General features: G+C 44.9%; 18 protein-coding genes and 1 riboswitch. All 18 genes read left to right on the top strand.

The window, feature by feature from the left end; translation table 11 throughout:
* The first annotated feature begins 112 nt into the window (after positions 1–112).
* Positions 113–1540 carry an ATPase domain-containing protein gene (locus ACKA06_RS05685; RefSeq protein WP_411159206.1) on the top strand — a complete coding sequence of 476 codons (1428 nt, stop codon included), beginning with the start codon at positions 113–115 and terminating at the stop codon, positions 1538–1540.
* A 13-nt stretch (positions 1541–1553) separates the two neighbouring features.
* Positions 1554–1808, top strand: a complete 255-nt coding sequence (locus ACKA06_RS05680; RefSeq protein ID WP_411159205.1) for a hypothetical protein — start codon at positions 1554–1556, stop codon at positions 1806–1808.
* A complete protein-coding gene (locus tag ACKA06_RS05675; protein ID WP_411159204.1) occupies positions 1793–3931 on the top strand; it encodes a LuxR C-terminal-related transcriptional regulator in 2139 nt (712 codons plus the stop codon). The genes ACKA06_RS05680 and ACKA06_RS05675 overlap by 16 nt, the downstream gene beginning before the upstream one ends.
* Positions 3932–4309: 378 nt before the next feature.
* Entirely contained in the window at positions 4310–4543 is a 234-nt protein-coding gene (locus ACKA06_RS05670; RefSeq protein ID WP_411159203.1) for a hypothetical protein, read from the top strand.
* Between the two features lie 41 nt (positions 4544–4584).
* Complete coding sequence (locus tag ACKA06_RS05665) at positions 4585–8130, top strand: EAL domain-containing protein (RefSeq protein ID WP_411159202.1); 3546 nt, start codon at positions 4585–4587, stop codon at positions 8128–8130.
* A gap of 67 nt (positions 8131–8197) precedes the next feature.
* Positions 8198–9925: a sensor domain-containing protein gene (locus tag ACKA06_RS05660; protein ID WP_411159201.1), complete on the top strand. Its 1728-nt coding sequence runs from the start codon at positions 8198–8200 to the stop codon at positions 9923–9925.
* On the top strand, positions 9922–10278 hold the full coding sequence (locus tag ACKA06_RS05655; protein ID WP_411159200.1) for a PilZ domain-containing protein: 357 nt from the start codon (positions 9922–9924) through the stop codon (positions 10276–10278). The genes ACKA06_RS05660 and ACKA06_RS05655 overlap by 4 nt, the downstream gene beginning before the upstream one ends.
* Positions 10279–10288: 10 nt before the next feature.
* Positions 10289–10374, top strand: a riboswitch (cyclic di-GMP riboswitch).
* Positions 10375–10486: 112 nt separating this feature from the next.
* The gene (gene folE / locus ACKA06_RS05650; protein ID WP_411159199.1) at positions 10487–11056 is read left to right on the top strand and encodes a GTP cyclohydrolase I FolE; all 570 of its coding nucleotides are present in this window, start codon (positions 10487–10489) and stop codon (positions 11054–11056) included.
* 14 nt (positions 11057–11070) lie between these two features.
* Complete coding sequence (locus ACKA06_RS05645) at positions 11071–11904, top strand: 6-carboxytetrahydropterin synthase (RefSeq protein WP_411159198.1); 834 nt, start codon at positions 11071–11073, stop codon at positions 11902–11904.
* Positions 11894–12595: an SDR family oxidoreductase gene (locus ACKA06_RS05640; protein ID WP_411159197.1), complete on the top strand. Its 702-nt coding sequence runs from the start codon at positions 11894–11896 to the stop codon at positions 12593–12595. Before ACKA06_RS05645 ends, ACKA06_RS05640 begins: the two co-directional genes overlap by 11 nt.
* An 11-nt stretch (positions 12596–12606) precedes the next feature.
* Positions 12607–13542: an ATP-binding protein gene (locus ACKA06_RS05635; RefSeq protein WP_411159196.1), complete on the top strand. Its 936-nt coding sequence runs from the start codon at positions 12607–12609 to the stop codon at positions 13540–13542.
* 56 nt (positions 13543–13598) lie between these two features.
* Positions 13599–14687 (top strand): alpha/beta hydrolase, encoded by a 1089-nt coding sequence (locus ACKA06_RS05630; RefSeq protein ID WP_411159195.1) that lies wholly within the window; start codon positions 13599–13601, stop codon positions 14685–14687.
* Positions 14684–16246 carry a methyl-accepting chemotaxis protein gene (locus ACKA06_RS05625; protein WP_411159194.1) on the top strand — a complete coding sequence of 521 codons (1563 nt, stop codon included), beginning with the start codon at positions 14684–14686 and terminating at the stop codon, positions 16244–16246. Before ACKA06_RS05630 ends, ACKA06_RS05625 begins: the two co-directional genes overlap by 4 nt.
* A 13-nt stretch (positions 16247–16259) precedes the next feature.
* Positions 16260–16580 carry an STAS domain-containing protein gene (locus ACKA06_RS05620; RefSeq protein ID WP_411159193.1) on the top strand — a complete coding sequence of 107 codons (321 nt, stop codon included), beginning with the start codon at positions 16260–16262 and terminating at the stop codon, positions 16578–16580.
* A gap of 6 nt (positions 16581–16586) precedes the next feature.
* On the top strand, positions 16587–17423 hold the full coding sequence (locus tag ACKA06_RS05615) for a PP2C family protein-serine/threonine phosphatase (RefSeq protein ID WP_411159281.1): 837 nt from the start codon (positions 16587–16589) through the stop codon (positions 17421–17423).
* A gap of 15 nt (positions 17424–17438) precedes the next feature.
* Positions 17439–19484: a flagellar assembly protein A gene (locus tag ACKA06_RS05610; protein WP_411159192.1), complete on the top strand. Its 2046-nt coding sequence runs from the start codon at positions 17439–17441 to the stop codon at positions 19482–19484.
* Positions 19485–19506: 22 nt separating this feature from the next.
* Positions 19507–19818 carry an STAS domain-containing protein gene (locus ACKA06_RS05605; RefSeq protein ID WP_411159191.1) on the top strand — a complete coding sequence of 104 codons (312 nt, stop codon included), beginning with the start codon at positions 19507–19509 and terminating at the stop codon, positions 19816–19818.
* A gap of 322 nt (positions 19819–20140) precedes the next feature.
* Complete coding sequence (locus ACKA06_RS05600) at positions 20141–20992, top strand: DegV family protein (protein ID WP_411159190.1); 852 nt, start codon at positions 20141–20143, stop codon at positions 20990–20992.
* Positions 20993–21135: the final 143 nt, after the last annotated feature.

Genomic DNA, 21135 nt, shown 5'->3' with positions numbered 1-21135 from the left:
TTTTCAAATGGATTTTCCAAATATGTGCATTTCTATGAATTTTGACCGTTGGCGGACTTAATATCGTAAAATATGTTATGAACATTCGTATATCATGGGGGTAAAGAAACTGGTGAACAACTATACATCATCTGGAATTGAAGGACTTGATACAATCTTAAATGGGGGATTCCCTGCCGGCTCGACCATTATGCTGGACGGTGCGCCGGGAACAGGGAAAACCATCTTGGGAATGCAATTCCTATATGAAGGGGCTTCCCGTCATAATGAGAATGGCATCTATATTACATTTGAGGAATTTCCTGAACAAATATATAAGGATATGAAAGCATTTGATTGGGATTTGAAGTCGCTGGAACAGGAAAAGAAGCTTAGGGTCATTTGCATGTCACCGGAAATTCTGGTTCAGCAGATGAAGCATCCGAACGGCCTTTTCGACCAGCTCGTGAAAGAAATCAATTGTAAGCGAGTGGTGATCGACAGCTTGAATTTATTCCATTTTGGAATTGAAGATTCGGTGGAAAAACGGAAGATCATTTATACGCTGCGAAATATCCTTCGTAAGTATAATCTTACTACCCTATTGATTCATGAGCAGACTTCCTTACATAAAGAAGAAATCCCGTTTGTGAGTTATGTGGTAGACGGGGTCATCCGCCTTTCACTGCAGGCTCATAATGAAATTTACAGAAAAAGGACGCTTGAAGTGTTAAAGATGAGAGGATGCAGGATTGGTGAGGGAGAGCATATTTACCGTCTGAATGACAGCGGCATGCATCTGATTCCCGCCCTCTCGATGATAGAAGATATCGTCGTGACGGAAGATCAGGCTGCACTTACAACCGGAATCCCTTCGCTGGACCGCTTATTAAGCGGTGGCATTCCTAAGGGATCGACGTTTATCGTGGATACCAACAGCAAGGCGAATTATAAATACTTAACAGCGTCAATCGGCGCAAGCAGGGTCCATGCAGGTGAAAATTGCATCTTCCTCATGTCAAGTTTGACCTGCATCAAGGACGTCGAACATCTTTATTCATTACATGGAATTGATATGAAGGAACTGGTGAAACATAAGAGGATATATTTCTTTGAACATTATGATCGTCCGATCCCGGAAGGTTATGAGTCGGCTGTCATTCATATCAACCATCTGGACGATGAAGAATTTAAAGGATTCATCAAAGAAAAAATGGCACCGATCATGACAGAAAGTATCGAGAAAGGCGAAAGCTGGTTTGTCTACTATGATTTGAATACATTTGTCTCGCAGAGGGGCAAGGAATTCATGAACAGCTTTTTCGCGGAAGAAGTGGCTCATACGTGTGCGATGGGGATCACGATGCTTGCACTTTGTAACTTTAAGGAAATCGGCATCGAAACGGCAAGTTTCTTAGAAAGGACGAGTAACGGAGTATTGCAGACGTGGGTGGACGGAAATTATCAATATTTTCAAGTGAAGAAGTCTCCTTATGGAAACATGTCGCATCCTTTAATCGTTGAAAACATTCAATCAAAGCCTTTTATCAGGCTTGTGTAGGAGGAGACCGAAAATGGTGTCTTTTGAATTGAACCCGCTGCAAATAGAATGCACCTTGTTTTTTCAGGAAAATCCATATACGTTTGAGACTCTTGAAGGGCTGGCAGTCCGGCTTGGCCGCAATCTTGAAGATTTGCATCCCGTACTTGAAAGTCTTGTTGAAAATTCAATCCTTGAAGTAATCGGCAACGGAGCACAGAGCATCTACCGTTACATACAGCCTGTATGGGTGGACATTAGTGAGGGTCCTGTATGGAATGGAATGTAGCATTTTTACAAGAAATTCAGGAAGCTTATGCGAGTCTGGCTGATCTCACGATGGTCTTGGTCGACGAAGAAGGAAAAAGGATTACGGATGTATCTTTCAAGGACGATTTTTCCAGGTTGATCTTTAAAAGGCATCGGGCACGGGAAAAACTCGTTCACGTAATCGAGCAGCTGGGCACATTAACGAATGCTGTTTTGATGGACTCCGTCTCTGGTGCAAAATTCATTCTTTCGCCGATAAGAGTAAGTGACAAACTGACATATTTTTTGTTTGCCGGCTATATTTTTGATGAATCTTCAAGAAGCTTTGTTCAAAAGTATATGGAAACAATTGAAGAAAAGACTTCGAATGTAGCATGTACTCTGGCCACGGTCTCGGAAAGTTCGGAGGATGAAAAAAGAAACAAGGTAGATCTTGTCAGGAAAGCTTCTGACATCATGTCGGATTATTTGACGATGGCCGAACAAAAGTCACAGAACAAGAAGAAGTTCCGCGTCATCCAGCAAAGTCTTGAAAAGGCCAGGGAGGATGGGGGCATCGCTGATACCATCATGAAAGACATCCTATCCACAAATGATCAATTTGATTTTATCGGCCTTGCCCTTGAAATGAAGGAGGGAAAAGGTCATTATTGTGTGAAGTTCATTGAAGGGGAACATGCCGACTGGATGAAGGATCATTCTTTTGTGCTCGGAGAAGGCTTCCTTGGTCATACAATCGCCATTGAACAATTTCAGTTCTGGAAAAACGCCTCCCTTGATCCCAGGCATCACTTGTATACATTAAAAGGAATGAACATAAAGAATCTGTTTTGTATACCTGTCTACGGTGATCATCAAATAAAAGGTGTCTATTTCGGCGGAAGTTATGAAACAGATCTAACTGAAAAAGAAGTCCGGGAGCATGCCCATCTGAAGGCATCCGTTCTCAGCATCGTCATGACGGCGAAAAGTTTGCGCTCGGATCTTCAAAATCATTTAATGGAACTGTCGACATTCAATGAAATCTTCAAGGTCATAACGTCTGTAGAAGACATAAAGCGCATTTTATATATCCTTGTTGATATAAGTATCAATGTGATAAGAGGGCCATTTTCCTGCATCATTTCGAAGCCGGCTGACGACCAGTCGAAAGTGGAGATTGTTTCAAGGGGGCTGACTGCGGAGGAAATAAATGATTACGGCGCAGATGCCGCCAGGAGAGTATCAAATCGAAATGTCCATGACCTTGACATTTCCCATCCGGAGGTCCATCAGACAAGCTGGGGTGAGAAAGTATTGGAATTTCCGCTTGTCTTTAACGATCATTTCTACGGGTTACTGTGTGTAGGATGTCACATGAAGAATGATCCGGAAAACTATGAATCTTTCTTATCCAGCCTGGCAGTGGCCGGAAGCATTTCAATGCATTTGCATCATCATGACCGGAGTTCCCTGTCCTCCGACTATGTTTTCCGTATGCTCAGAAAGATTTTATCCCAGATTGGCCCTGAAAAATATGAACGGACCATGAGGGTGAAGGAGCTCACCGAAGACTTTACTGCACATGTTGATAAAAGTCTGACAGAAATCCTTTCCCAAGCCAGTCTGCTGGTTGAATACAATGGCGACATTGCGAATGAATTGATCCGGAATGAAGAGGTCAAGTCTGTGCTGAGTGAATTTTTTCATCGGGAGGAACAGAAAGCATTTTCAAATAAAGCCAGTGAGATACTTGCTCTCATCTATTCCTATGTAACGGCCGGAGAACGCATGGAAGAGGCAGCCGGCATGTCCCTCATCTCACAAAAGCTGAAAAACCAGTTCGTTGACTATATCAGCCACCAGCATGTGATTGAAAGCAATATTTATCTACCTGCACAAGAAGTAGCCGGAAAGCCGGCTGCTGGAAAAGCAGTGAGAAAAGATCTTAAAGAACTTACTCAGTTATCCACACGCGAAGCAGATGTACTGAAACTCGTTTTAAAAGGGTACAGCAATATGGAAATCGCCTCAGAATTATTCATCAGTGATCATACAGTCAAGAACCATATGACGAAGATCCTTCAAAAACTTGGAGTGACAGACCGCTCTCAAGCAATTGCAAAAGTATATAAGCTGGGATATTCCCCGGCAGAAGAGTAAAGTTCCCGTTAGCAGCGGGTTCTTTTTTTTGCTTTTTAAATCTTAATAGGAAATGGTTCCTATTTTTTCCTTGGCAGGAATGTCTTTTATAGGAAACAAGCTGAGAAACCCGGTCAAATCAGGATTCTGACAACCTGCTTCACCGACTACTATTTAGCATTAGAAGAAAAAATGTCGATTTTCAATGTGCTGAAAGGTTATTTTTACTTTCACTAGGATAATAGTCCTTCGTCAGAGGGGATGATTGATACAAAAAATAAGAATCAAAGGTGATATACGGGGATTCAACATTAAGTGACAATATTAGTAACATACTATTTCAACTTTCGAAAGGAAAGTGTATATGAACGGTGCCGTCAAGAAGGGTATTGTTGAACGGTGAAGATACTTGAGAATTTCGTCATTACCAGGATCCTGTTAATTTTAATCCAAAGGAATGAAATTGATGAGATTGAAGTGGAAAAGCTTCAGTTTCACGGATTTGATCAAACTGAATTGGTTGATAGGCTGAAGCGGCTGGAATTCATGAAATTCCATATGCTGCACCATCACTATCAATATAAAAGCCCCATCATCACGACCATCAGATTGAAGATAGACGCAAAAGAATGAGGTAAAATGTTTCAAAGACACTGCTATTCGGAGGGATAAAGATGAAGAATTTCATAACCATTCAAAAAGGGAAAAAAATTGAGAGAATCAATAAGAATAATTACTATAAACAGTTATTCGGAAATTTCCCCGATGCTTTATTCCTCTTGGATGAAGAAGGCTATTTCATAGATATCAATCAGGGACTTGAGGTCTTGACTGGAGCGGATAGTGGCCAGTTACTGCATTCTCACTTCTCTGGATACATACACGAGGAAGACCTGTCATTGGTGAAAGAATATTTTCAGGGTGCGTTGATGGGCGAGGTGCAGAACCGCGAATTCCGGATCGTGAGGGCTGATGGGGGAGTCAGGCATGTATCGATTACGGTGATTGCCGCAAAGTACGAAGACGAAATAATCGGTGCGTTCGGGACGGCAAAGGATATTACAGAAAACAAGGAACTTGAACAAGTTGTCAGAAGTAGCAATGCGAAGTTTGAATCTCTTCTCCAGCATTCAGCAGATGTCCTGGCGATATTGGATGAAAATGGGATTATTATGTATGAGAGCCCGTCGATCTTCAATATACTGGGGTATGATCCTGACGAGGTAATCGGGAACAGCTGTTTTGACTATATGACCTCATGTGATGCGGAGAAAGCAAAGAAACTGCTCGGGGAACTCCTGCAAATTCCGAACGGGATGATCAAAGATGAATTTATGATGATCGCAAGGAACGGGAAAATCATTCATTGCGAAGCCAATGTAACGAACCTGCTCCAGGATGAAAATGTTAATGGAGTGGTCGTTAATTACCGAGATATCACGGACAGGAAAAAGTATGAGCAGGATATCATGCACCGAGCTTTTCATGATTATCTCACCGGCCTCCCCAACCGGTATAAGATGGAGAACCGCCTTCAGGAAGAAATCGACAAAGCCCGCACCTTGAATAAAAAGCTGGCGGTATTGTTCATTGATCTTGATCGCTTCAAGATTGTGAATGACAGCATGGGCCACCATATCGGCGATATTCTCCTCAAGCAGGTTGCATTCCGTTTGAAAGAAATTTCAATTCCAGGAGATTTCCTCTTCAGGCAGAGCGGGGATGAATTCATCATGATCCTGCCGGATGCCGATATCCGGTCAACGGAAGAAGCGGCAAAAGCGGTCCAGGAAACGTTAGCGGCTTCCTTTATGATCAACCATTATGAAATATACTGCTCCCCGAGTATCGGCATCAGTCTTTACCCTGAAGATGGGAAATCAGTCGACGAACTGATCAAACACGCCGATTTTGCCATGTATCAGGCTAAAAAGAGCGTGAACAAAACGTTCCAGTTCTTCTCCTCCTCGCAGCTGAATGAGAAAGTGAATCCCCTGAAGATGGAGATTGAGCTTCACAAAGCAATTGAACGAAGTGAACTTGTCCTGCACTATCAGCCGAAACTCAGTTTGAAGACAGGAATGATCATCGGCTTTGAAGCACTGATGAGATGGAAGCATAAGGAATGGGGCATGGTTTCACCAGGAACCTTCATTCCGATCGCGGAGGACTCGGGCCTGATCATCCCCATGGGGGAGTGGGCTTTATACGAGGCCTGCCGGCAAAACATGGAGTGGCATAAAAAAGGTTTGAAAACGATTGTATCGGTCAACCTTTCACCCAGACAGTTCTCACAAACCGACTTGGTCAAAATCGTGGAGAATGCCCTGAAAGAAACGGGTCTTCCGGCCAAATACCTCGAGCTTGAAATAACCGAAAGCATGACGGCAGACCTGAATCGGGCGATTGAAACACTTCAAAAATTAAAAACTCTCGGTGTGAAAATCAGCATCGATGATTTTGGAACTGGATTCAGTTCCTTGAACTACTTAAAACGATTCCCTGTCGATACGTTGAAAATCGATCAGTCATTCGTCAGGGAGCTTCACAATCACCCGAATGATGAAACGATTGTCAAGACGATCATTTCGATGGCCCACCACCTGAACCTGAACGTGGTAGCGGAAGGGATTGAAACACAGGAACAGCTTGTATTCCTTCAGCAGCACCTCTGTGATGAAGGTCAGGGGTTCTTATTCTGCCGTCCACTTCCCCCGGAAGAACTGCAAGGTATGGTTGGGGAAGTCCAGCAAATCGTCCTGAGAAGCGGAATCTCCCAGGAATTGAACGAGCGTATGTGGGCTGAAGAGCTGGTCCGTGAAGCAAGAAGGGAATTGCATGAAACAATCCGCCTTCAGCAAGGGCTGACTTTGAAATATAAGAAAATAGGTGACCGCTATGTCCATACTTTCTGTGAAGGGGAACTTCTATATCGTTTTGGAATGATCCCGGAGCAAATCGTCGGGAAGGACCTGTTCGAAATTCTTGATGAAAAAGAGGCATCCAGAAAGAACGTTCATTATGAAAGAGCATGGAAGGGTGAGGAAAACGTCTCCTATGAAGGCATCATTAATCATGTCCACTACGTGGCAAAACTCCGGGCAGTGAAAAGAGGCGGGGTCGTCGAAGAGGTCATTTGTTCCTGTATTGATATGACCGAACAGAAAAAAGTGGAGGAAGCACTCAGGGAGAGTGAACAGAAGTACAGGCTCATTGCCGAGAATATGTCCGATTTGATCAGCATCATCGATGTGAAAGGCAATCTCCTTTATGCCTCCCCTTCGCATGAGACGGTACTCGGTTACCGCGGACACAAGATGCCGGGTGGACTGAATGTATTCGACTATTTCCATCCCGAAGACCAGCCGTTTGTAGTCGAAAACCTCAAGTACATTCTGGAACATAAAAAGCCGATACAGATCGAATTCCGCTATGGTCATGCGAAAGGAGAGTGGATGCTCCTGGAAACCTCCGTCACCCCGATATTGGGCCAAGATGGAGAGGTGGAACAGATCGTGGCTGTAGGCAGGGACATCACCGAAAAGAAACGGGCAGAAAAGCTTCTTTGGGACTCTGAAAAGCTTTCTGTGGTCGGGGAACTGGCAGCCGGGGTGGCCCATGAAATCAGGAACCCCATCACATCCATTAAAGGATTCATCCAGCTTTTTCAAAAAGGGATGATCCAAGATCATTATTATCACGTCATTTACGATGAATTCAAGCGGATCGAAGAGATCGTGGCAGAATTCCTGAGTCTTGCAAAGCCACAGCCTATCAACTTGCAGGTGGCAGATCCTCGAACACTGATAAAAGATGTCATTACGTTATTTTCCTCGGAAGCCAATCTTATGAATGTGCAAATCGAAGTGGAGGTGGAAGAGGAAGTAGGCCCGTTGAGTTGTGATTTGAACCAGATCAAACAAGTGTTGATCAACCTGATGAAGAACAGCATCGAGGCAATGCCTGATGGCGGTATCATCAAAGTGAAGGCCCGTAAATCAGGAGGCAGCATAGTGTTCAAGGTCACTGATAATGGAATAGGGATTTGCAAGGATCGGATCGAGAAGCTTGGTGAACCTTTTTACAGCAATAAGGAAAAAGGAACAGGATTGGGACTGATGCTGTGTTTCCGCATCATCAAACAGCATAAAGGCACGATTACAATCGAAAGTGAAGAGCACATCGGCACCTCAGTAGAAATTGTGTTACCTGCATTATAATGTTCCCTTTGCATTCAGAACGTTCATAATATGATCTGCAAATTATCATATAAGGGGAAATAAAAAGATGAATACACCATTATTGGAAGTGATCACGAATATTGATCTCTTTCTAAAATTTTTCAATAATATTTCTGACCTGGTGTACCTTTCAAAGGTGAAAGTGGACGGATCGTATGAGTATATGTTCGCGAACGATCCCGCGAAAAATTTCACCGGCTTGACCAATGAAGATTTCGGCAGGGGCATGACGGAGGTGCTCGATGAACATACGGCACAGCTGGTCATTACAAAATATGATGAAGCGGTCCGGTTGGGGAGCTCGCTGACGTATGAAGAAGAAATGGCCGGTCCCTCTTCAGGAAAGTGGGGCAGTGCCGGAAAAGGGGTCACATATTTTGAAACTACCGTCACCCCTATTTTCAAAGAATCCGGAGAGTGTACACACATCCTGGCAATCGCGAGGGATATCACGGAACGGAGAACGAAAGATAAAGAAATCGAGTTTGTGAAAAATCAACTTGAACTTGTCTGGAACAGTACAACAGATGTCATTTATATGATTGATGAGAATGCCAACTTCATTCACGTAAATCAAGCATTTACAGAAGTCTTCGGCTGGACGGAAGAAGAACTGAAAAGTGACCGGAGTGTTTCCATTATCCCCAATGGTTATTGGGAAGATATCAGAGAAATACTCCGCAAATTAAGAAACGGCGACAGCATCCCCGCTTATTTCACAAAGCGGGTTGCTAAAGGCGGGGACAAAGTCGATGTACTTGCCTCCTATTCCCCTCTTTATGATGAATCGGGCAATTGGGGCGGAGCGGTCATCATCTATAAAGATGTGACCTTGCAGAAGAAAATACAGGACCAGCTGAAGGAAAGTGAAGAGAAATACCGGCTGATCGCCGAACATTCTTCCGATCTGATTAAAGTCCTGGACCTTGAGGGCAACGTCCTTTATGCATCACCTTCCCACCAGCACATCCTGGATATCGACCCAGATCATTATCTGAACAAGTCATTCAAATGTTTTCTTCATCAGGAAGATATGTATAAAATAGATTGGTTGATCAATAAAATCATCCAGTCAGAAGAGTCCGCCTCCATCGAGATCAGGGCCGCCAAAAAAAGCGGGGAATGGGTCTGGATTGATTCCGTCGGGACACCGATATTTGATGAAGAGGGGAAAATTGTCAGTATCATCACAGAAGGGCGAGATATTTCCGAGCGTAAATTGTATGAAGAAAAGCTGAGGAAGCTTGCTCTTTACGATCACCTGACCGGACTCCCAAACCGTACGTTGTTCATAACCGAATTGAAAAAAGCCATGGACGAAGCGATCAGGACGCAAACGAAACTTGCCGTCCTTTTCATGGATCTGGATAAATTCAAGAAGGTAAATGACACAATGGGGCACGATGTCGGGGATCAATTACTCATTCGGTTTGCAGCTAAGGTAACATCGTGCTTGAGGGAAGATGATGTGCTGGCCAGGTTTGCAGGCGATGAATTCGTTTTGTTGATTCCCGGGTTGAAGGAGGAAGAGGAGGTAGTGTCAATTGCACAGCGGATCATCGAATCCCTACAGGAGGAATGGGAAATCGAGAAGCGTGTGTTCACCACCACTTCTTCAATCGGCATCAATTTTTATCCGCCGTATAAGCAAAGTTATAAAGATATCATTAAATACGCCGATGAAGCCCTGTATAAAGCAAAAGAAAACGGAAGAAATCATTTTCATATTTACAATTTTGAAGGAATAGCCGATACTAGGAGTATATGCCTATGATGTATAAAAGGGAGGAAGCATACCGCTATACGTTTCCACAGCCGGTTCCGTGTTCGTTCTCCATTGTCGGGGTCGAGCATATTCGCATCAACACAGGCAAAGGGGAAGGAGAACTGATTGACATCAGTCCCAAAGGGTGTAAGCTGAGTACCCTGTTTGATATCCCCGTCCATCAGGAAGTCAGTGTCCAGATGGAATTCATCCTTTACACTGAACGCTTGATCGTTCCGGGCATCCTGGTATGGCAGAGGATTCACGGACAAGGCTTCCATTACGGGGTCGAATTTACCGGTGATGAGAATCTTAGTACATCGATCACGGAAGACCTTAAACAGTTAGTCAAACAACAATAAAAAAGAATACCTTCGATAATGGCAAACTTACTGAAAAGTAAGGACGCAAAGCTACGGGTCTAAGGCTGTACCAGCTACGATCGCCGGGTTACCGAAAAGGATTGGAGAAGCGATGGGAAGAGTAGTGAAAAATGCTACTCTTATTCAAGCAGACCCGCCAACCTTTTTGGCGGGTCTTTTTGTATTCAGAAACTAGGAGGAATGAACCATGACAATCGAAATGCAAACAGGATTATTAGAGGATCACGTACGGGCGATTCTGGAATTGCTCGGGGAAGATACAACGCGTGAAGGACTTCTTGATACGCCGAAACGTGTAGCGAAAATGTACAGGGAAGTGTTCGAAGGAGTCGGTGTCGATCCCGAAATCGCCTTGACGACTACGTTCGAAGAAGAATACGAGGGAATGGTCGTGGTAAAAGACATCAATTACTACACATTCTGCGAACATCACCTCATCCCATTTTTCGGAAAGGCGCACATCGGCTACATCCCGAATGGAAGAGTCGTCGGCTTAAGCAAGTTTGCAAGACTGGTAGAACTGATCTCCAAACGTCCGCAGGTACAGGAGCGGATGACGCAGCAAATGGCCGACGCCATCATGAACGTCCTTCAGCCGGAAGGCGTCATCGTCAGTGTGGAAGGGCAGCATCTATGCATGTGTGCAAGGGGAGTGAAGAAACCGGGAAGTTCGACGGTCACGACGATCAAGAAAGGCTCGTTCAAGGAGAACACGGCTTTGGTGGATGAGTTTGAACGGGCTTTGGCAAGGGATTAAAAGGAGGGTGTTAAATGCTTTATCTATCCAGAAAAATGTACTTTTCAGCACTCCATTCCTACAGAGTGGAAGAGTGGAGCGATGAATGGAATCAGCAGGTATTCGGTCCGTGCAGCAACCCGAACGGCCACGGACATGAATATACACTTGAAGTGATGGTGAAAGGGAAGCTCAACCGTGACTCCGGTATCGTCGTAAACATTACGGATATTGACAAAGTGGTCAAATCCTTTGTGGCGGAAAACCTCGACGGCAAGTTTTTGAATAAAGAGAACGATTACTTTAAAGACAACATCCCGACTACTGAGAATATCGCAGACTATTTGTGGAAGGGGTTGGATGGGAAAATCGATCACTGCCAGCTTCACAAAATTCGTCTCCATGAAAATAACTTTTTATATTCCGAGAAGGAGGATGGACAAATGGTCCGGTTAACACGCAAATATCATTTCTGTACGGCACACCGCCTGCACAGCGAGCAACTGAGCAGCGAAGAAAACCAGGAAATCTTCGGGAAGTGCAACAATCCATACGGCCACGGCCATAATTATTATCTTGAAGTCACTGTAAGTGGGAAGCCTGATCCCGTTACAGGGATGATTGCGAATCTGGCAGATATCGATGCAGTGGTAGAGAAAGAAATCATGAAGAAATTCGATCACAAGCACCTGAATTTAGACACAGAAGAGTTTAAGCATCTCAATCCGACCTCTGAGAATGTAGCCGTCGTTATCTGGGACCTGCTCTCTCCCAACCTATCAAATCTGTTTAAAATCGGTCTTTATGAAACGGAAAAGAACTACTTCGAGTATTACGGACCACAAGAGGATATTCAGTATGGAGCATAATAGTCGGTTAAGTGGAAAAACGATTGTCATCACAGGGGCCAGCAAGGGGATTGGCCATGAAACGGCTCTGCTTCTTGAAAAAGAGGGGGCGAATCTTGTACTCGGGAGCCGTAGCTATCAAGAAGAAAGAAGAGGAAATGTACTCGAACTTCCTCTTGACGTATCGGATGAACAATCCGTCCGTGATTTTGTCAGGAAGGCAATCGGGCAGTTTGGCAGCATTGACGTCTTGATCAACAGTGCCGGAGTTGGCGTATTTGAAAGTATCCTTGATTCCTCAGTTGAAGCGTTTGATCAAATGATATCGACCAATCTGCGCGGTGCATATCTTACTTCTAAATATATTGGAAAACACATGTTGGAGAAGAAAAGGGGCCACATCCTCAACCTGGTATCCGTAGCCGGAACAACGGCGCTTCCAGGCTGCGGCGGATATTCTGCATCTAAATTCGGTCTCCTCGGTTTAACCAAAGTCATGCAGGCAGAATGGAGACAGCATGGTGTACAGGTAACGGCTGTAATCCCGGGAGCCGTCAGTAGCAGCTTTTGGGAAAAAATCGAGCTGAAACCTGATCTTGAAGCCATGATCCCGACTAAAACGGTGGCGAACCATTTGCTCGCTTTAATCACCCAGCCCGTGGGCGCCTATGTGGATGAAATCACGATCATGCCGCCGCTCGGCATTCTTTAGGGGGAGCGATCATGAGACGGCTGTTAGAAAAAGTTTTCAAAGACCCATTACAAGAAAAAAAGGCCCCGTCTCTTCCCTTGGATCTGACGTATAAAGAGGTTAACTACCGGACGAAGAGGGGATTTCTTGCCAAGAAACTTTGTCATTACACAGGACTCGAGGCGGCGGAAGGCGATGAAGTGTTTTACTCTTCCCTTGCCTGTTCGGTATGTGAGGAGAACAGCGAAGATCACGAATTTTACCTTTTCCTGAGCGAACGGATGCTGACGTGGGCAAAAGAAGGGCTTGATATCCGGGAGCGCACACTGAAGATGAACATTAAAACTGAGATCCAAAACGCCATGTTAAAAGCATATGAGATATTCAAAGAAGAACTGTTTGCTTCAGAAAAGAACGCCCCGGCAACGAAATCTCCGGAATGGGAAAAATGGAAAGTGTACAGGGATGTCATCATGGCCTCTACTCAAGGAAAATTCCTTCTTATTTCAGAACAGGAACTGATCGGATTCAAACAAGGCAGGGTATTCTGCGAAGGAGAGATCAAACAGCTTTCCGACATCCCGGACTGCCGCCACAAGGCAAAGGACAGCCTCGAAGCCATGGGCTACGACGATTCAACCACCATGGGATGGCTCCTCGTGCTCTCCGAAGCAATTACGAACACGATCAAACATGGGGAAGAAGGCAGGATGACACTGATCGAGGACAAGGATCAAAACGAAATCCGATTCATCATCGAGGACCGCGGACCCGGTTTCTCACTAAAGGAACTGCCGAAAACGACACTGCTCGCCGGTTATTCAACAAAGAAATCAATGGGTCAGGGGTTTACTTTGATGATGAAAATGTCAAAGCAGGTTTCTTTATATACGACATCAGAAGGCTCGACGATCATTCTGTCTTTTAACAGGGAGGAACCTTCAGGCAAACTGAACAAGACGGGATAAGCACCTATGCCTATCCATCTTCCTATAAATCTTTTTAGTAAAAGGAGTGGACACACTTGAAAAAAATGGACCCGGCTGTCATCTCAAAAAACATAAACCGAACCATAAAAACAGCAAGGTTATTTGATGTCTTCTGGGAAAGGTGGATTGTCCACGGTTTGGATAGAGTCGACTTGGAAAAGGCACGCCCTCACCTTCATTCCCTTGAAGAGTGGCAAATGACATGGGCGAAGTTTGCGAAAGAAAAAGAGTATATGGCCAGAGAATTGGAAAGGGAGCATCGTTACGGTGAAGCAGAAGAAGCATACCGCCAAACAGCCCTCTATTACAATCTCAATTACTGGATTGATCCTATGTACTCAAAGAAGAAAATCAGCTGGTATAAAAAATGCCTCCAGTTCATGAATAAAGCAGATTCCCTGTCGGACATCCCGACAACTTATAAGACACTGGTCCTTCAGGATCAGAGTTTTTGCTCAGGACGGATCAGGATCCCTGAGAATCCTGCAGGCGTCATCATCATCGTCAATCCGATCGACTCATCCAAGGAAGAACTCTATACGTACGAAATGGATTTTGTGCAAAAAGGATTCATCACCATGAGCTTCGACGGTCCCGGACAGGGAGAGACATTTCTGTTGAATGACGTGATTGGGACAAGGGTAAGATGGGAAAGTTTTATCCATCACGTGATCGACTTTGCAAAAGGAACCTATCCTGATCTTCCGGTTCATTTATTCGGGACAAGCCTTGCAGCTTCATGGGTGCTTTACGGAAGCTCGAATAAGAACGTGGATAAGTCAGTTGCGATCAGTCCGGCGGTGGAGTTGGAGCGAATGAATATGCCGGGGTATTTCTTAAGCAGAATTGATTGCTCCTGCTCATTGAAGTCTGATGAAGTTCCAATTCCTGAATTCAAAGAAATTGAATATGCGGCACCGGTCTTCATTTTTTATGGTAGAAAAGATGGGATGATTGTTAATGAAGAAATGTACCGTCTTTATGAAACGATTACATCGGAAAAGCAAATGAAGGAATATGAAGAGGAAGGGCATGTCTGCAATTTCAAACTAAAGGAAATAAGGGAACTCACAATTGAGTGGTTTACCGGACAACAGCAACTTGAAGGAGAGTACAGACAGTGAAAGGGAATTATCGAACATTACGGAAGCAGTTTATCATAGGGGTGCTGTCCGTCCTATTTATCACTGCTATTATTTCAGGGGCCGTTCAGCTTTATTTTATGAACGATCAGATTGAAACCCAGACGAATCACCAGGCAGAAACCCTGGCAGAAAATGTGCTCAGGGGAATTAATCAAACAGACCTTGCAACAGAGAATATAGAGCATCAGATTGATCTAAAACTAGTATCACATGCTAAGCATATTGCAGATCTATTGGACAGGAAAAAAGCAGAAGATATTACTCAGAAAGAACTTACCGAAATTAGGGACAAATTAAACTTATCAGGAATTACCATTTTTAAAGAGAAGAATAATGATGTTACCGGCGTTGTCGGAACGGACAAAAATGAAATTGGCTTTAGTTTCAAAGAATTCGGTTATTACGAAGTGGCCAAAACTTTATTATCCGGAAAAGAGCCTAAATTACCGATCACGACTTATTCAGATGCTCAGACAATAATTTTGCCGATATCACAATCTGCTTCAAATTCGGAAAAACCTACATTCTATAAATATGCCTATTACGTGGCTGCAGGTACAGATTATATGATTAATCCTTATATAGAAGCTAACGAAGTTTATGAATACACAGAAACAGCCGGGACTGCCGCCACTCTAGCTAAGTTAGTGAAAGAGAATGATATTTTAGACGAAATAGCTATTTTAAATCCCGAGGTTTATAAAAATCCTTCATTAGCAGAGAAGCTTTATCCTCCCTTGAAGAAAATCGAAGCAGGAAAGTTCAACTATATTTCTGAAAAAGATAAAAAACTACTAACGGGAGAAAAGGTTGAAAAATCGACTTACGTGGAGAAGGTAAAGGGGAAAAAGGTATACAAAATGTTCTTCCCGATAGATGAAAGCAAAGCCATCTATATCGCCCTCGACTACGACAAAATGAGCGGACCGCTTTACCGCCATTCTATCATTCTCATTATTTCAGGTCTTGCGTCGCTGGTCGTGCTATTCCTACTGACTGCCAGGTTCTTCAACCGTATCTATGAAAACCTTCAAAAAATTAAATTACAAATCACTTCCCTTGAAGAAGGTGATTTGACCGTGAAGAGTGAGATCAGGGACGGCAGTGAACTCGAGGTCCTTTCGCAAAGCACAAACCGGATGATGGATCAATTAAATACATTGATTACCGACACCCAGGAACAGGCAATCAAGGCTCAGCGCCTGTCTGTCATCCTTGAGTCGGAAGCATCCGATTCCGTTGAAAAGATGTATACCCTCTCGACGGAAGCGACGATCAAGTCGAGAGAGCAGCTCAATGAAATAACGAGCTTTCTCGATGAAATTTCAGATGTGATGAAAATGAACTCGCATCAAGAAACCGATGACGTACTTGCCAAAGTAAATACGCTCAAGCAAATTGCAAAAGACAGGACGGCTGCCACGACGGATACGACCATTACGCTTTCCGATCTTGTTCAGTCCCTCCACGAACAGGCGAGGGAATTGTCTGACATATCCAGGACGCTGCTTGCCTATATCGGTAAATTCAAATTGTAAGGAGGAGATGCTTGTGAACGGATTACACATCACAAAAGAAGTGAACGAATCGACAACCACTTTGAACTTGCGCGGCATACTGGATATTTCGACGACAGGCTCGATCGATCCATACCTCGAAGAATTGGAAACGGTCGATCTCCTGGTCATCGATTTCAGCGGATTGGATTTCATCGACTCCACGGGGATAGGCTCTATCATGAATGCGATTTACCTGTCACAGGAAAAAGAGTTCACTCTGCGGCTTCAAGGCGTGAATGACCTCACGCATCAGGTGTTCGAAATGGTCGGCCTGTATCGGATTCTCGATGCCCTTCAAGGGGAGGTCATTTAGTTGTATATGGATAAACTATCAATCTCTCATGAAAATAACGCGCATGATGCCGTGGACCGCACGTTTCAGCGGGAAATCAACTTGGCCCGGAACATCCAATCCACGCTCCTGAATGGGGATATTCCTTCTTTTGAAGGAGGGGAAGTGGTCGGCTCAACGCTCCCTGCCAGGCTGATCGGCGGGGATTATTATGATTTTTATCCCCTTTTGAACGGGAAAATCCGCATCGTCATCGGGGATGTCATGGGGAAGGGAATCCCTGCAGCGATGCTGATGATCCTCACCCGCGGCGCTTTCAGGAGTGCAGCCGAAAGCACGAAGGGACCGGGCGATAATCTCACGGCTATGAACCAGGCAATCTACAAGGATCTGCGCGCATTGAAGTCATTTGTCACCTTATTTTGCGCAGATTGGGATCCGAACACCGGGACGCTCACCTACGCGAATGCCGGTCATAATATTCCGTTATGGGTAAGCGATAAAACGAAGGAAGTCTCAGAACTCCCTAAAGCGAAGGGGATCATGGTAGGCGGTCTTCCGAACCAGGTGTATCAAGAAGAATCGATCAAACTCGGCGAAAATGACACCATCTTCTTTTACACAGACGGTATCGTGGAAGCTCAGAATGAAAGCAGCGAGCAGTATCGGCTTGAACGATTGATCGACACGTTAACCGAGAACCGGGAAAAACCCGCAGGTGAGCTGGAGAAAAGCGTGATGGAATCGATTCATCAGTTTACCGCTGGGGCACCGCAAAAAGATGATATCACAATGGTGATCTTAAAAGTGACGGATGAAAAATCGGACATTTCCAGTCTGAATTCACCTGTATTGAATGGATAAATAGGGGGTGGTTTTTTGCGAAAAGTAGTTTCAAAAGGGAAAAATATAAGAGAGGCCATCTCCATTGGACTCGAACTGCTGGATGCGACGAAACAGGAAGTAGATATTGAAATACTGCAGCAGGAAACGAAAGGATTCATGGGCATCCGGGGAAAGCAGGCGGTCGTCCAATTAACGAGGGTTGAGTCCATTGAAGCCAAGGAAGAAACCGATGTATTCAATGAGCTTGAAAAAATGATCGAGGAAGACCAGACCGAATTGCCGAAGCTTGATACATATAAAATAAAACAACCTCAAGTTGAATCTTTGGCAGGAAAGGTATGGGTGGAAAACGGCAGACTTCAATGCAAATCTTCTCCCAGTCATTTTCCGATGGTCACCATCGGGGAAGGCATACAATTTTATAAAAATAATCAGCTCGTCAAAGAGAAAACCGTCATCGTCTCTGAATTAGACGTATATGATCTGAAGGTTAAACATGAGGAAAGGGAAACCAGATGGTCGGTCAAAATGGATTTGAATAAATTAAAGGTGGAAGTGAAGGTCGATCCAGGGTATACCATTACAAGATTTGTCCCTGATACAGAAGCCGGTCACAATATAGAACTTCGGGTAGAGGAAAAGAAAGAGGTCGTCAACACCCTGCGGTATTCAGACTTAATGAAGAAACTTGAAAATTTGCGGGTCATCCATGGGTTTTATCAGGATGAAATCGTGAAAGCCACTCAGACGGAAAGTGAGGGGATATTCCTCATAGCGGAAGGAATCAAAGCGCAACCGGGAAAAGACGGCTGGGTTGAATTAAAAGTGAATATTGACGATATAAATGAAGGACCTAAGGAGACATCAGGCGGCCGGGTGGATTTCCGTGAAACCAAGACGCTTCCGAATGTGGAAAGGGGGCAGGTGGTAGCCGTTATCCATCCTCCTGAACCTGGGAAAATGGGATATACAGTGACCAATGAACCGCTGCCGGCGAAGCAGACGCATCCTGTTATCGTTCGTACCGGCAATGGGGTGAGTGTGGTTGATGATAAAATAGTCGCGACGGAATCCGGCCGCCCTCAGGTTGAAGAACGTGGGAAACTGGTCAAGGTGGCGATCCTGCCGAAACTTGTCCATGAAGGGAATGTCAATTTGGCAACGGGTAATATCAGGTTCAAGGGAGATGTGGAAATTGTCGGCGAAGTCGATGAACGGATGGTCGTTGAAGCAGAAGGGGACGTAACGGTCCATAAGACTGTCACAAGCGCTACAATTACATCATCCGGGGCCATCGTCACATATGGCAATATCATCAGCTCCGAAATTTCAGCCGGGAAGAGCAATCTCTTGATCGTCGAACTCGGCCACCTGATCGGTACCCTGCACCGGGATGCAGAACGGATTATCTCCGTCATCAGGCAGCTGACCCTGTCACCAGCATTCAAATCAAGTGACTTCTCGCGAGGAGGACTTCAGCCGCTCATACGCATCCTGCTCGAAAAGAAATTCAAGGATTTCCAGACTCAGGCCAAAAGATATGTCGAAGTGGTGCGCAAAGGTGAAGATTATCTGTTGGAGGATGATTGGAGACAGGTATCCGTCTCGCTGACACATTTGTTCCTGTCAATTACCAACGAAGTGACTTCCCTTGAAAGAATAAAAGATTTATCGATGAAAATGAAAGAACTTCACGAACAAAGCGAGACCCCGGTGGAGCCAGATTCATATATCACAGTCCCGAATGCACTCAACAGCAAAATGTACTGCAGCGGAAACATACTTGTGCTGGGCCAGGGAGCCGTCAATACGAAAATCCATTCCGGAGGCAAACTGAAAATCAGCGGCATCATCAGAGGAGGGGAAGTCTACGGAAGACTGGGAGTCGAAATCAACGAAGTCGGAGCGGAAAGCGGGACACCGACCCTCATCTCCGTCCCGGCCGACCAGACCATCTCCATCCAAAAGGCAATGGAAGGCACCATCATCCGTCTCGGAAGCACGAAATACACCTTTAACCAAACAACATACGGCGTCCGTGGCCGACTCGACTCCGAAGGAAAACTAACACTACATTAATCAGTTGTTGGAGGAATGAACAATGATCAGATTTTCGACAGAAGAAGAAAATGAGAATCTCGAAGTAAAAATCGAAGGGGACCTCGACATCGACAGCACCGAAATTATCGATGAACAACTCCTGCCCCTATTGAAAACCTATAAAACAGTCAACCTGAATTTCGAACAGGTACCGTTCGTCGACTCCTCCGGCATGGGACTGCTGCTCAACATCGTCCAATCCCTTGGCGAAAAAGGAACAGAAGTCACCATTTCCCACGTCCGGCAAGAAGTGAAAGACGTCTTTGAACTCCTGCAAATTCCGGATATTTTAGGGGAAGGCGTGGTCATCTGATCATCTGTCGCCGCCTGGATCAAGACAGAATTCTGCAGACAGCCAAAAGACTTTCAAACTGATGACCATAACCCGTTTGCAAATTTAAATAAACGTTTGATTAAGATTTGGGAACCCAGTATTGATGAGGCTTCCCTTACTTAAACAAACGTTTGTTTTATTTTTGGCGGATGGCTATTTCGGGGAAAGAGGTGCATTCGAAACAACTTTCATATAAAATGGTTAAGATACATAGGTTAGAGTAGACGAGCTGTCGGCAGGTGCTCATTAGGGCATTCTTCCGATCGACATAAAAGACTAAAGAATAAGAGGGGTAAAAACTATGAAAACGGCAATTGTAACGGATAGTACTGCCTACATCCCGAAAGAATTGCGCGAGTCTCTAAACATACACATGATCCCGCTGAGCGTCATCCTCGGCGGCGAAACATACCGCGAGGAAATCGACATCACAGCCGGTGAATTCTTTGAAGAAGTGAGTAATGAGGACAAGCTTCCGACCACATCCCAGCCGCCGGTCGGCAAATTCGTCGAGCTGTTTGAAAAACTGTCCCATGACTATGATGCCGTGATCTCGGTACACTTGTCCAGCGGCATCAGCGGTACCTATCAGGGAGCCGTGCAGGCAGCCGGAATGGTAGACGAAATCAAGATCTTTCCTTACGACTCAGAAATCAGCTGCATGATACAGGGATTCTATGCTTTAGAAGGTGCCAAGCTTGCGCGCGAAGGTAAGGGAGCAGAAGAAATTGTCCGGTTGCTGGATGAAATGAAGGAGACGGTACAGGCATACTTCATGGTCGATGACCTTGCGCACTTGCAGCGCGGCGGTCGTCTGTCACAGGCTCAGGCGATCATCGGAAGTCTGCTGCAGGTCAAACCTTTGCTGCATTTTGTAGACAAAGTAATCGTTCCTTTCGAGAAAATCCGTACCCGTAAGAAAGCATTGAAGCGGGTGGAAGGATTGCTGGAGGCTGCGGTTAAGGACGGAGGTTCTTATCAGGCTTCCATCATCCATGCGAATCGTAAGGAAGAAGCGATTGAGTGGATGAAGGAGTTAGCTGAGAAGTATCCCAATGTGGAGTTTAATGTTAGTTATTTTGGTCCAGTTATTGGTACTCATCTGGGTGAAGGCTCGATGGGGATGGGCTGGGCTAAGAGGTTGGCGAGATAAATAGATTGTTTGGGTCAGGTGCTGGTTTGGGTGCCTGGCTTTTTTTGTTGAGTTGTGCCAGGAACAAAACGGGGTGATTGTGCCAGGAACAATTCAGGTGGTTTGTGCCAGGAACAAATACGACAAATTGTGCCTGGCACAAA

Origin of the sequence: Rossellomorea oryzaecorticis, assembly GCF_045897515.1 — a bacterium.
In the GTDB taxonomy this organism is placed as follows: Bacteria; Bacillota; Bacilli; order Bacillales; family Bacillaceae_B; genus Rossellomorea; species Rossellomorea enclensis.
The sequence above is the reverse complement of the archived record's forward strand: the minus strand, read 5'-3'. Positions and strand labels throughout refer to the sequence as shown.

What these genes read in the sequence shown, in the direction of transcription:
- ACKA06_RS05675 (WP_411159204.1), top strand. Translation starts at nt 1,793, where the DNA reads ATGGAATGGAATGTAGCATTTTTACAAGAAATTCAGGAAGCTTATGCG.
- ACKA06_RS05605 (WP_411159191.1), top strand. Translation starts at nt 19,507, where the DNA reads ATGATCAGATTTTCGACAGAAGAAGAAAATGAGAATCTCGAAGTAAAA.
- folE (WP_411159199.1), top strand. Translation starts at nt 10,487, where the DNA reads ATGACAATCGAAATGCAAACAGGATTATTAGAGGATCACGTACGGGCG.
- ACKA06_RS05665 (WP_411159202.1), top strand. Translation starts at nt 4,585, where the DNA reads ATGAAGAATTTCATAACCATTCAAAAAGGGAAAAAAATTGAGAGAATC.
- ACKA06_RS05645 (WP_411159198.1), top strand. Translation starts at nt 11,071, where the DNA reads ATGCTTTATCTATCCAGAAAAATGTACTTTTCAGCACTCCATTCCTAC.
- ACKA06_RS05680 (WP_411159205.1), top strand. Translation starts at nt 1,554, where the DNA reads ATGGTGTCTTTTGAATTGAACCCGCTGCAAATAGAATGCACCTTGTTT.
- ACKA06_RS05655 (WP_411159200.1), top strand. Translation starts at nt 9,922, where the DNA reads ATGATGTATAAAAGGGAGGAAGCATACCGCTATACGTTTCCACAGCCG.
- ACKA06_RS05635 (WP_411159196.1), top strand. Translation starts at nt 12,607, where the DNA reads ATGAGACGGCTGTTAGAAAAAGTTTTCAAAGACCCATTACAAGAAAAA.
- ACKA06_RS05660 (WP_411159201.1), top strand. Translation starts at nt 8,198, where the DNA reads ATGAATACACCATTATTGGAAGTGATCACGAATATTGATCTCTTTCTA.
- ACKA06_RS05640 (WP_411159197.1), top strand. Translation starts at nt 11,894, where the DNA reads ATGGAGCATAATAGTCGGTTAAGTGGAAAAACGATTGTCATCACAGGG.
- ACKA06_RS05600 (WP_411159190.1), top strand. Translation starts at nt 20,141, where the DNA reads ATGAAAACGGCAATTGTAACGGATAGTACTGCCTACATCCCGAAAGAA.
- ACKA06_RS05615 (WP_411159281.1), top strand. Translation starts at nt 16,587, where the DNA reads ATGGATAAACTATCAATCTCTCATGAAAATAACGCGCATGATGCCGTG.